Source organism: Pseudomonas sp. P105 (genome assembly GCF_032614175.1).
In the GTDB taxonomy this organism is placed as follows: Bacteria; Pseudomonadota; Gammaproteobacteria; order Pseudomonadales; family Pseudomonadaceae; genus Aquipseudomonas; species Aquipseudomonas rhizophila.
Genome location: NZ_CP126693.1, coordinates 3,148,204 through 3,160,142 on the forward strand (window position 1 = coordinate 3,148,204; position 11,939 = coordinate 3,160,142).

Genomic DNA, 11,939 nt, shown 5'->3' on the forward strand with positions numbered 1-11,939 from the left:
GCGCCGCGGGGCCGAAATCCTATCAGACAAGCCCTGATAACGCTGCCGCGTTATGACTCAGGACACAAAGGCATACCCGCCTGACGCCAGACTCAGGCGGTCGCAGATGACAAGAATAAGAAACCGGAGTGACAGCGTATGAATAGCTTGCGCAGTGTGTCGATCAGCCGACGCTTGTGGCTCATCTTGGTCGTGTCCATCGTGATGTTGTTCACGTTAGGCGCGTTCATGCTTAAGCAGATCCACACCGACCTGTATCAGGCCAAGGTGCAGAAAACCCAGCATGTGGTCCAGACTGCCAGCGGCGTGCTGAGCTACTACCATGGTCTGGAAACGGCTGGCACCCTGACTCGCGAGGTTGCGCAGAAGCAGGCCCTTAGCGCGGTGCGCGGCTTGCGCTATGACCAGAGTGATTACTTCTGGATCAATGACCTGACGCCTGTGATGGTCATGCACCCGACCAACCCGAAACTCGAAGGTCAGAACCTCTCGGCGATTCGCGACCCGAATGGTTTTGCGCTGTTCAACGAGATGGTCGCCATTGCCAAGGCCAAGGGCGCCGGGATGGTGGATTACCTCTGGCCGAAACCGGGCGCCGAGGCGCCGGTGGCGAAAACCTCTTACGTCAAACTGTTCGAGCCGTGGGGCTGGATCATCGGTTCAGGCGTGTATGTGGATGACGTGGAGGCCGAATTCCGCTCTCAAGTGATCAAGGCTTCGCTGATCGGCCTGGCGATCACCCTGCTCATGGGCCTGCTCCTGACCCTGATCGTGCGCAGCATCGTTCGGCCGCTGCAGGAAACGGTCAATGCCATGGCCAACATTGCCAGCGGTGAAAGCGACCTGACCCGCACCCTCGACACCCACGGCCAGGATGAAGTGACGCAACTGGCCCGGCATTTCAATGCCTTTACCGCCAAACTGCGCGAAGTAGTCAGCCAGTTGCAGGACTCGGCCAGGGCCCTGGGGCAATCGTCCAACGACCTGGGTAACGACGCCGCCCAAGCCCAGGAGCGCAGCCAGCAACAATCGCAACAGATGGAACTGGTGGCGACTGCGATCAACGAAGTGACCTACGGCGTGCAAGACGTCGCCAAGAATGCCGAACACGCCGCCAGCGAAATGCGCGACGCCGAATCCCAGGCCCAGCAGGGCCAGGTGAATATCGATGGCAGCTTGCAGCAGATTGACCGACTGTCCCAGACCATTGATCAGGCGGTCGAGGTGATTCGTACCCTGGCCAGCGAAAGCACCCAGATCGGCAGTGTGCTGGAGGTGATCCGCTCCATTGCCGAGCAGACCAACCTGCTGGCCCTCAACGCCGCGATCGAAGCGGCCCGCGCCGGTGAACAAGGTCGGGGCTTTGCCGTGGTGGCCGATGAAGTGCGGCTGCTGGCCCAGCGTACGCAGAAGTCCACCGCCGAGATCCAGGCGATGATCGAACGCTTGCAGAACCACTCCGAAGCGGCGGTGAAAGTCATCAGCGACAGCAGCCGTGCTTCGCAATTGACCATTGAGCAAGCCGGGCTGGCCGGCGCCAGCCTCAACGCCATCGGCCAGGCCCTGCGCAATCTCAACAGCCTGAACGCCTCCATCGCCAGCGCCACGCTGCAACAGGCCCATGTGGTGGAAGACATCAACCAGAACGTGACCCAGGCCGCCGGCCTCTCCCACAGCACCGCCCTGGCGGCTGAACAATCGAGCCTGGCGAGTACCCGTCTCAAGTCGCTGAGTGAGCAATTGAACGGGTTGCTGAAGCAGTTCAGGGTCTAGTGGCCTGGCCACTAGCGCCTGATCGATACTCGCTGGGCGTCTGGTGCATCTCGATGCGAAAGTGCCGATTGAAGTTGGACAGGTTGTTGTAACCCACCTCAAAACAGATATCGGTCACCGGCATTTCACTGTGCAACAGCAACCGGCAGGCTCGCTGGACTCGGAGCTTGCGCATCAGGTCAATGAAACCGTGTCCGGTGATGCGTTTGAAGAAACGCGAAAAACCGGGCTCGCTCATGCCCAGTTGCCGAGCAATCACCGACAGGCGCAGGTCACCCGTGAGTTCAGTCTGCAGGTACTCGAAGGCCTTGTGGATGCGTTCGGAACTGCGGGCATCCAGGCTGGGTGCATAACAAGGGCTGGCCAGGCATTGGGCCTGCTCCTGCGGGGCGAGATTGAGTGTGTTGAGCAGTTGGAGAAACAATGCCAGCCGCCCGAGTCCCTGGGCCGGGCCGATGCTCTCCAACAGCCTTGCGGCGTTCACCGCGGTGTCGTCGCTGAAGACCAGACCTCGTCGTGCCCTTTCGAACAGCGGCTGTAAATCCCCGAGTTCAGGTAGCGTCCGGCGCAGGCTCAACAGCGTTGCGCCATCGAATTGCAGCACCACGTCCCTTCCAGCCAAGTACTCGCCCGGGGCCAGGTCGCCCATCCAATCGTGGGGCAAGCCCGGGCCGATCATCGCCACGTGGCCGGGGCCGAATGGACCAATATAATCGCCCGCCAGCAATTTACCGCTGCCCCGACGAATGAGATGGATCTCGAATTCGGGATGGTGGTTCCAGCGCGCCAGCGGATACGGATAGTCGTGCTCATACCAGCGAAAACTGTGCTCGGGCTCAGGCAGGATGACTTCAAGTTCGGCGGGTGGCTGCTCGAACAGGGGCGTTGGGTGATCAGGCATGTCGCGCGTCTCTATCGCTGTAGGCAGCACCTTACGCTCGGCGCGCGTCGGTTCACCAGCCCTGACCTGATCGTCCACCGATACTTTTTTAACCCGGCCAAGGGACACGTCACGGCGTTAAAAAAGTACCAGCCGATGATCCCTCCCGCGTTTGTCCGGCGCCAATGGCGCTGCTGTAATCGGCACGTCATTGATGGTGAGCCGCGCTCCCCTGCTGTTTATTTTGTCATTCGAGACAGGACAACCCATGAAACGACTGGAAGGAAAAAGCGCGCTGGTCACCGGTGCTGCCCGTGGTATTGGCAGAACGTTCGCCCAGGCCTATATCAACGAAGGGGCTACTGTGGCGATTGCCGATATCGATCTTGGAAGCGCCCAAGCCACCGCCGCCGAACTGGGCGACAGCGCCTACGCGGTCAAAATGGACGTCACTGAACAAGCTTCGATTGACCAGGCCATCGAGGCGGTCGTGGCCCGGACGGGCAAGCTCGATATCCTCGTCAATAACGCAGCGCTTTTCGACCTGGCGCCTATCGTGGAGATTACGCGCCAAAGCTACGAACGGCTGTTTTGCATCAATGTCGCCGGCACACTGTTCACGCTGCAGGCCGCCGCCCGGCAGATGATCCGCCAGGGGCATGGCGGCAAAATCATCAACATGGCCAGCCAGGCCGGCCGGCGTGGAGAAGCCCTGGTGGCGGTGTATTGCGCCACCAAGGCTGCGGTGATCAGTCTGACCCAGTCGGCCGGCCTTGATTTGATCAAGCATCGAATCAACGTCAACGCCATTGCCCCTGGTGTGGTGGAGGGTGAGCACTGGGATGGTGTGGATGCGCTGTTCGCCCATCATGAAAACCTGCCCCTGGGAGAGAAAAAGCGTCAGGTCGGCGCGCAAGTGCCCTATGGCCGGATGGGCACCGCGCAGGATCTGGTGGGGATGGCGATATTCCTGGCCTCGGCGGAGAGCGAATATGTGGTAGCACAGACTTATAACGTCGATGGCGGGAACTGGATGAGCTGATAATTCGCAAGTTTTGCCCTTGAATCGACGGAGATGGACTTATTTGCCTGAAAATTGATCCCACTACTTGAGGATTGTCCCAAACGGTACCCAACGGTGCCGTTGCAAGGGATTTCAAGAGAGCGTGAATACCGTTGCCCCAGCCGGGCAAAAATTGCGCATCATAGGCGCCGTCCGCTCAAGGGAGATTTACATGCGTGCCATTTCATCCGTCATGCGTCTTATCGGGCTGTCGCTGGGGCTGGCCTTCGCCACCAGTGTCCTGGCCACCGAAGAGACGCAACTGGTCGAGTCCATCAACCTTTATCGCAGTCAGTCGCAAAGTTGTGCGGATCAGGCCTCTCTGGAGCTACCGCCGCTGGCCATGGATTCGCGGCTGATCCTGTCGGCCAACGGCATTGGTGACCTGCAGCAGGCGTTGGCCCGCACGGCCTACCCGATGGTCAACGTACAGGCCATCAGCCTGTCCGGGCCACGGGACGCGCAAGCCGCGATGAAGGCCGTGCAGGAAAGCTTCTGCCAGGTGGTGCTGGATCCACAGTTCGTCGACATCGGCGTCAGTCGCCTGGATCGCGAATGGCGCATCGTGTTGGCGCGCCCGCTATTGTCGGCGCGTCTGGGAGACTGGCAAGCCGAAGGTCAGAAGCTACTGAAGCTGATCAACAGTGCGCGTGCCCAACCGCGCCGCTGCGGCACCGAAGCCTTCACGGCGACGACGCCGCTGGCCTGGAACGCTACGTTGGCCCTGGCCGCCGTGAACCACACTCGGGCCATGGCCAACAACAACTTCTTTGACCACAAGGATCGCGACAGCCGTATGCCGGGCGACCGCGCCGAGTTGGCCGGTTACCTCGGCCAATTGATCGGTGAGAACATCGCCGCCGGACAGGATACGGCCCTCAAAGTGGTGGACGGCTGGCTGGCAAGCCCCGGTCATTGCGCCAATCTGATGAACCCGCAGTTCAAGGAACTGGGCGCCGGCTATGCGGTGGATCCGAAGAGCGATGCGGGGATTTATTGGACCGCGATGTTTGGCACCCAATAGCGTTTGATCAGATCGCTTGGCACTGGCGGCAATCCCGCTATCGCGAGCAGGCTCGCTCCCACAAGGGTTCTACACACTGTGGGAGCGAGCCTGCTCGCGATGACCATGGAACTGTCATTGCTGACGCAGCGTCTGCCGCAAATGCTGCATGAACTGGCTCAACGACGGCGACTGGGCCACTGGCTTGCGTTGCAACAGGCCGATCGAACGCTTGCCGGGCTGGTCGATGGCAATCACCTCGCATTGCTCGCCAATATTGAACACCGCCGTGCAACTGGCCGGCAGCAGGGAAAATCCCAACCCTTCGCGTACAAGCGCAGTGGCGGTACTCATGTGCGCCACCTCCCAAGCCGGCTCAGGCTCGACATTCAGGTAGCGCAACGCTGCGTCGGCCAAGGGCCGGATGCTCGTGTCGGGAGTCAGGGCAATGTAGGGCCTGCGTTTCCAGTCGTCCAGACTGTCGCGCTGATGATCCTTGTGGGTCAGCAACACCAGATTGTCATCCAACAGGCGCACGAAGCTCAGCCCGGACAGGTCGTCGGGTAACGAGGTAATGCCCGCGTCCACCTCACCGCGCTGCACCCACCCCATGATCTCCCCGGCCCGACCATCCAGTACGCTCACCCTTACACCCGGGTGTTTGCGCTGGAACGAAGCGATGACCACAGGCAGGAACGAAGCGGCGGCCGTGGGCAGTGCCGCCAGGCGAAGGGAGCCACGACTCAGGCTGAGGGTGTCACGGGCGTCCCGTACGGCATCGTCCATGTCCCTGAGCATGCGCCTGGCCTGGGGCAGAAAGTGTTCGCCGGCCAGCGTCAGCTCGACACTGCGGGTGTTACGCGCCAGCAACTGCAGACCCATGGTCTCCTCCAGTTTGCGGATGCTGTAGCTCAGCGCTGGCTGGGACAGGTGAAGCTGTTCAGCAGTGCGCGTGAAGCTTGAGGTTTCAGCGATCAGGATAAAGGCACGAAGCTGTCGGAAAGAAACGTTCATGGCCGCACTTATAAAGATAATGGATCAATTGATTCTACCTTTAAAATTCACAGAACAATCCATGGCCGCCACTATGGGCCATCCCATCAGTGGAAACGGACATGACAAAAACAATTCTCGTCGGATGCGGCGCCGGTTTTGCCAATGATCGCCCGGACGCCGCCTTGCGCCTGGCCCAGGACCTGGCGCAACGAAACGGCCAGCGCTACATCATGCTGGAGTTGCTGGCCGAACGGACGCTGGCCGAAGCGCAACTGCGCAGGGGCCTCGATCCTCAAGCCGGATACGCCTCTCGCCTGTTCGATTTCCTCGAGCCGATGCTGGATGTGTGTATCGACGCCGGCATCCCCATCATTACCAATGGGGGGGCAGCCAATCCCAGAGCCGCCGCGCAGCGCCTGCGAGCAACACTGGCAGGACGCTATCCGAGTTTGAAAATTGCCTGCGTACTGGGCGATGACCTGCTGGAAGAATCCACACCGCGCTTCAAGCAATGGCTGCCCGTGGCCCCGGCAGACGTGGTTTCGGTCAACGTCTACACCGGTGCCGACGGCATTCATACGGCGCTGCAAGAAGGTGCCGGTATCGTGCTGTGCGGGCGAGTGGCCGACCCTTCGCTGGCGGTGGGCGCGATTCGCCATGGGCTGGGCTGGGCCGCCGACGATTGGCAGAAAATGGCCATCGCCACCGCGACTGGGCATTTGCTGGAGTGCTGCACCCAGGTCACCGGCGGGTACTTTGCCCACCCTGGGATCAAAGAGATCCCGGCCCCGGCGAACCTCGGTTGCCCCATTGCCGAAATCCATGAGGATGGGCGTTTGATCATCGGCAAAACCCAGGGCTGCGGGGGCCGCGTCAGCGAGCAAACGGTCAAGGAACAATTGCTTTACGAGGTGCATGATCCGCGCCGCTACCTGACCCCGGACGTGGTGCTGGACCTGGGGCAGGCCCGCGTCCGGGACCTGGGTGAAGACCGCGTTGAGATCAGCGGCCTGCTGGGCCATCCGCGCCCCGATACGCTCAAGGGCCTGGCCGGTGTGCGTGGGCTCTGGTTCGGCGAGGCGGAAATTTCCTATGCCGGCCCCGGTGCCGTGGCCCGTGCCGCCCTGGCCCGGGAAATTCTGCTGCAACGTTTTGACCGATTGGCGCCAGGCGTACAGCCCTGGATCGATTTGTCGGGTGTCGCCAGTCTGTTCAATGATCACGGTGGCCGCTATCTGCAACAACGACTGGCCCTGGCGCCGGCCCTTGATGATGTGCGTGTGCGCGTCGGCCTGACCCATACCGACCAGGCAACAGTCCAGATCCTGTTGGCTGAGGTGGAGTCGCTTTACACCAACGGTCCGGCCGGCGGTGGCGGCGTGCGCCGGCACCTCGCTGAAGCCGTCACCACCCGCAGCTTCCTGCTGCCGCGCAGCGAAATCCACACGACCCTGGAGTGGTACTGATGAACCTGGTCACCCTCGCCGACTTCGCCCACGCTCGTGCCGGAGACAAAGGCAACATCCTCAGCATTGCGGTATTCCCCCTCGATCCGGCGCACTACCCATGGTTGCTGCGCGAACTGACTTGCGAACGAGTCGCCGAACAATTCGCCACGCGCCGGCCTGCCAAGGTGCATCGCTATGAACTGCCGAACCTGCATGCGCTGAATTTCGTCCTCGAAGACGCCCTGGAAGGCGGCGTAAACCTCAGTTGCGGCCTGGACCGCCACGGCAAGAGTTTGAGTTATCTGCTGCTGTCCCTGCGCCTGCCCCAACCACAGGGCTGAAGGATTCACGCGCCCGTACCGTCGACAACAATAAAAAGAGAGGCTGCACCATGATTACAACGTTGGGTTTTTTGATGATGCTGGTCATCATCGGGCTGATATTGCTGCGCAGGATCAGCCCCGTCGTCGCCTTCACCACCCTCCCCGTCGCCGCTTGCCTGCTGGCCGGTTTCAACCCCGGACAGATCGGCGAGTTCATCAAGGCCGGGCTGATCACCGTGGCGCCCACCGCCGCGCTGTTTCTGTTTGCCATTCTGTTCTTCGGGATCATGCGTGATCGCGGGCTGTTCGACCCGCTGGTCAACCTGCTGATCCGCAGTACCGGTGGCAAGCCGCTGGCTGTGGCGCTGGTCACGGTGCTGGTGACGTCAGTGGTGCATCTGGACGGGGTGGGCGCCGCGACATTTTTACTGACCATTCCGGCGCTGTTGCCGTTGTACAAGCGCCTGAACATGAGCCCGGCCATGCTGTTGTGCCTGGTGGGCACCACCGCCGGGGTCATCAACATGGTGCCTTGGGGTGGCACCACCGCTCGGGCTGCCGCAGTTTCCGGGCTGGACGCCACGGAGCTTTGGCTAGGTTTACTGCCGGTGCAGTTGGTGGGGCTGGTCTGCATGTTGCTGGTGGCCACCGTGCTGGGCTCGCGAGCCCAGCGTCGCCGGCCAATGTCACTGGGAGCGGCCGCCAGCGTCGATCTGGACAGTCTGTCCACCGAAGGTCGCGAGTTCGGCCTCTCGCCCCGCAACCTGCGGTACTGGCTGAACGTGGCCCTGACCGGCGCGATCCTGGCTTGCCTGTTCACCGGTATCTTTCCGCTCTATGCCTGTTTCATGGTGGGATTGGGCATTGCCCTGCCGCTGAACTTCCCTTCCCTGGATACCCAGGCCGAACGTCTCAAGGCCCACGCATCCGATGCCCTGCAAATGGTGCTGGTGATGATGGCCGCCGCCGTGTTGCTGGGGGTGCTGTCCGGGGCAAAAATGTCCGACGGCATGGCCTTGGCGCTGATCGACTTTCTGCCTGGCGGATCCGCTCAGTACCTGCATGTGATCGTCGGATTCTTTGGCGTTCCCCTGGGGATGATCTTTTCGCCGGACGCCTACTACTTTGCCCTGTTGCCGGTGATCAGGGATGTGGCCGCCGCCGCGGGCGTTCCCCTGGAAGCGGTGGCCCGGGCCATGCTGATCGGTGAAAACACCGGTTTCTCCATCAGCCCGGTGGTGCCCAGCGTGTATCTGGCCCTGGCGTTGTCCGGCGTCGAGTTGCGCAAACACATGGCCTACACCTTTTTCTGGGCCTGGGGCGTCAGCCTGGTGATGCTCGCCTTCGCCGTGGCGACCGGGGCGGTACAGGTTTAGGGTTCAGCGCGGGGATCGGGTTTTCAGTGTGCGCCGAAGATCAACGATCGGTGCACGCCCGATCCCGCCCGCACACCATCGCCCACCGACAGTGCCACCGAGCCGAACGGCATGGCCGCATCACCACAGGCAAACACTCCCGGCACGCTGGTTTCGCGGGTCATGTCAGTCTGGATGAAGGCACCGAGCGGGCCGTCCTCGAACTCACACCCCAGAGATGCGGCCAACGAGCTGCCCACGCGGGTACGGGGCAAGACGAACAGACCATCGATGGCAACTACGCGCCCCCCTTCCAGGACCACATTGGCCCGCTCGCCTTCAATGCGTTCGACCGGTTCGGCTACCAGCGTCACCCCACGTAGTTCCAGGCTGGCCCGCTGCTCCGGGTCGGGCTCGAATACGCCATTGGTGAAGAACGTCGTCGGCCCCCAGTCGGGAAGCATCAAGGCGTGGTGCAGCGACATTGGCGACGTCGCCAGCACGCCTATCGGCCCTTGGTCCAACTCATAGCCGTGGCAGTAAGGACAGTGGAAAACGCTTTTGCCCCAGCGCTCAGCCAGGCCTTGCACCGCCGGCAAATCATCGACCACTCCGGTGGCCAGCAGCAGGCGTTGGGCTTGGAAATGTTGCCCACGGGCAGTTTCCAGGGTGAAGCCGCCCTCCTCCTTGCGCGCCTGGACCACGGTGTCCGACACCCACTCCACCGTCGGATAAGCCATGAGCTGGGCGCGGGCATCCTCGGCGATGTCAGCGGGTGCGCGGCCATCCTGGCCAAGAAACCCATGGGAAGTCGCGGCGAACCGGTTACGGCGTTGCCCCCCATCGATCACCAGCACCTTTCGCCGAGCCCGTGCCAGTTGAAGTCCTGCCGACATACCCGCGTAGCTGCCGCCTGTAATGATGACGTCGTAGCCCATGATCTTTCTCCAAGGGTGGTTTTCGAAGGACCGCTAAAGTCTCGACACATCGTAAGTTCCTTGAAAAGCGCCTGTCAACGATCTCGTAACTTTTGCAATTACAGGCGATACTCCACCCCGTCTCAACCACAGAACAACGCCGTTACCATGAGAAACGACACGCGCCTGTCCCGCATGCTTCATGTACTCATCCACATGGACCGTCACCAGCAATCCGCCACCTCCGACACCATCGCGCAGATGCTCGGCACCAACCCAGTGGTGGTGCGCCGGACCATGGCGCTGCTCAAGGAACAGGGCTATGTCACGTCAGAGAAAGGCCATCGCGGCGGCTGGACGTTGAGCAAATCCCTGGCAGAGATGACCCTGCTCGACATCCATCAGGCCTTGGGTAGCACGTCGATTTTTGCCATCGGCCTGTCCACCGATCACCCGCAGTGCCTGGTGGAACAAGCGGTGAATGCGGCGCTGACGGATGCGTTCGATGAGGCTCAGGCGTTGCTGCTCAAGCGTTTGGGCAGCATCACTCTGGCGCAGTTAGCGGAGGATTTTGATCAGCGTTTTAGGGAGGGGCACGGCTGAGTGGTGGGAAGCGGGCCTGATCAGGCATCGAGATCGGCATTCCATCGACGCTGGATGTGCCGTGCTTGGAACCGGCCCGCTTCACTTTATTGAGACATCGCCGTCTTCAACGACGACAGGCGTTCACCGCAGGCACCCGGCCACGCCACGGCTGGGCGCGTTCCAATTGCGCGGCCAGGGCCAGCAGGGTGCTTTCTTCGCCAAAGCGACCGGCGAAGTGCGCGCCCATCGGCAGGCCGTTGCTGCTCCAGGACAACGGCACGGACATCGCCGGCTGACCGCTGGCATTGAACAGCGCGGTGAATGGCGAGTAGCTGTGGTAACGCTCCAGCAGTTGATCGAGGCTCATGCACACGTCCTCAACGTCCAGCTCGCCAATCGGTACCGGTTCACGGGTCAGGACCGGGGTGAGGATCAGGTCGTAATCGTGCATGAACGTCGCCAGTTGCCGGCCCAGGGTATGAATCCACTCCACTGCAGCCGCGTACTGGGCGCCGCTGACGTTGCCCTTGTCCCGCAGGATGATCCGGGTGCGCACCTCCAGCTCCTCGGCCTGTACCGCGAACCCGCGCATCTGGCCCAACAGGTCAACGTAATGGCGAGTGCTTGCGCCGATGATGGTGAAGACCTGATCGAGAAACTCCGGTAATACCACCGGCAGGTTTACTGGTTCGACACGGTGGCCGAGGGACTCACACAACCGCGCCGCCTCGCCTACGGCCTGCAGGCTCTGTGGCGATGTTGGCCAGGGACCGAGTTGCTCCACCAGGGCAATGCGAAACGGTTGCGGATCGCGCTGCAACGCCGTCACATAGGGCAACGTCTGGACCGGCGCGGCATAGGGCGCTCCCAGGTCCATTCCGGCGGTGGCGTCCAACAGTGCGGCGCTGTCGCGCACCGACAAGGTGATCGCATGGGGCGTGCCCATCCCCGCCCACCCCTCGCCGATCATCGGCCCTGACGGCAGCAGGCCACGGCTTGGCTTGAACCCGAAGACGCCACAGCAAGACGCCGGCACGCGCAACGACCCGCCGCCATCGTTGCCGTGGGCGAACGGCACGACCCGGGCCGCCACCAGCGCTGCCGCGCCACCGCTGGAACCACCGGCGCTATGCCGGGTGCTCCAAGGGTTTCGGGTGGCGCCAAACCGCGAAGATTCGGTGGAGTACGACGTGCCAAACTCCGGTGAAGTGCTGGTGCCCATTACCTGACACCCCGCACGGCGCAAGCGGGTGACGACTTCGGATTCGAAATCCGCGCGAAAATCGCCCAATGAGCGTGAACCGTTGGTCATTGCCGCCCCCGCAACGGGCGAAAACAGGTCCTTGATCAACGTCGGCACGCCCGCCAACAGACCTTGCCCGACCTCAGGCGTGTCGGCCGCTTCCCGCGCCGAATCGTATAACCGCTCGGCCACCGCATTGAGCTGCGGTTCGACCCGTTCAAGACGTTCGATGGCCGCCTCCAGCAGTTCGCCGGGGCGGATCTCGCCGCGCCTGACCCACTCGGCCAGTGCGCTGGCGTCTTCGTTGTCCATCAAGTGATGGATGTCTTGCATGCCCATGCTTCAGATTCCTT

The 11,939-nt window shown here is 62.0% G+C and carries 11 protein-coding genes; 7 read left to right on the forward strand and 4 right to left on the reverse strand.

The annotated features are described in order from the left end of the window. The first annotated feature begins 138 nt into the window (after positions 1–138). Positions 139–1,773, forward strand: a complete 1,635-nt coding sequence (locus QOM08_RS14170) for a methyl-accepting chemotaxis protein (RefSeq protein ID WP_047229127.1) — start codon at positions 139–141, stop codon at positions 1,771–1,773. On the opposite strand, the gene QOM08_RS14175 is transcribed toward QOM08_RS14170, so the two are convergent. After that, positions 1,763–2,674 (reverse strand): AraC family transcriptional regulator, encoded by a 912-nt coding sequence (locus QOM08_RS14175; protein ID WP_076384577.1) that lies wholly within the window; start codon positions 2,672–2,674, stop codon positions 1,763–1,765. The genes QOM08_RS14170 and QOM08_RS14175 overlap by 11 nt on opposite strands. A gap of 247 nt (positions 2,675–2,921) precedes the next feature. On the opposite strand from QOM08_RS14175, the gene QOM08_RS14180 reads away from it, so the two are divergent. Both QOM08_RS14180 and QOM08_RS14185 read left to right on the forward strand, forming a co-directional pair. Continuing rightward, the gene (locus QOM08_RS14180) at positions 2,922–3,695 is read left to right on the forward strand and encodes an L-iditol 2-dehydrogenase (protein WP_047229129.1); all 774 of its coding nucleotides are present in this window, start codon (positions 2,922–2,924) and stop codon (positions 3,693–3,695) included. A 193-nt stretch (positions 3,696–3,888) separates the two neighbouring features. Then, positions 3,889–4,740 (forward strand): CAP domain-containing protein, encoded by an 852-nt coding sequence (locus tag QOM08_RS14185; RefSeq protein WP_047229130.1) that lies wholly within the window; start codon positions 3,889–3,891, stop codon positions 4,738–4,740. A 114-nt stretch (positions 4,741–4,854) separates the two neighbouring features. Here QOM08_RS14185 and QOM08_RS14190 read toward each other — a convergent pair whose 3' ends face one another. Further along, positions 4,855–5,733, reverse strand: coding sequence for a LysR family transcriptional regulator (locus QOM08_RS14190; protein WP_076384573.1), 879 nt, complete (start codon positions 5,731–5,733; stop codon positions 4,855–4,857). A 101-nt stretch (positions 5,734–5,834) separates the two neighbouring features. Between QOM08_RS14190 and QOM08_RS14195 the strand changes: the two genes are divergently transcribed. Genes QOM08_RS14195 through QOM08_RS14205 form a run of 3 tightly spaced genes read left to right on the forward strand, consistent with a single transcriptional unit; the run spans position 5,835 to position 8,862 of the window. After that, the gene (locus QOM08_RS14195; protein WP_188250835.1) at positions 5,835–7,181 is read left to right on the forward strand and encodes an acyclic terpene utilization AtuA family protein; all 1,347 of its coding nucleotides are present in this window, start codon (positions 5,835–5,837) and stop codon (positions 7,179–7,181) included. Then, on the forward strand, positions 7,181–7,504 hold the full coding sequence (locus QOM08_RS14200; RefSeq protein WP_171061361.1) for a hypothetical protein: 324 nt from the start codon (positions 7,181–7,183) through the stop codon (positions 7,502–7,504). The genes QOM08_RS14195 and QOM08_RS14200 overlap by 1 nt, the downstream gene beginning before the upstream one ends. A 50-nt stretch (positions 7,505–7,554) precedes the next feature. Further along, positions 7,555–8,862, forward strand: coding sequence for a CitMHS family transporter (locus QOM08_RS14205; RefSeq protein WP_173406934.1), 1,308 nt, complete (start codon positions 7,555–7,557; stop codon positions 8,860–8,862). Between the two features lie 23 nt (positions 8,863–8,885). Here QOM08_RS14205 and QOM08_RS14210 read toward each other — a convergent pair whose 3' ends face one another. Next, entirely contained in the window at positions 8,886–9,779 is an 894-nt protein-coding gene (locus tag QOM08_RS14210; RefSeq protein ID WP_173406933.1) for an NAD(P)/FAD-dependent oxidoreductase, read from the reverse strand. Between the two features lie 147 nt (positions 9,780–9,926). Between QOM08_RS14210 and QOM08_RS14215 the strand changes: the two genes are divergently transcribed. After that, positions 9,927–10,361 (forward strand): Rrf2 family transcriptional regulator, encoded by a 435-nt coding sequence (locus QOM08_RS14215; protein ID WP_047229136.1) that lies wholly within the window; start codon positions 9,927–9,929, stop codon positions 10,359–10,361. A 106-nt stretch (positions 10,362–10,467) separates the two neighbouring features. Here QOM08_RS14215 and QOM08_RS14220 read toward each other — a convergent pair whose 3' ends face one another. After that, positions 10,468–11,925: an amidase gene (locus QOM08_RS14220; protein WP_188250834.1), complete on the reverse strand. Its 1,458-nt coding sequence runs from the start codon at positions 11,923–11,925 to the stop codon at positions 10,468–10,470. Positions 11,926–11,939: the final 14 nt, after the last annotated feature.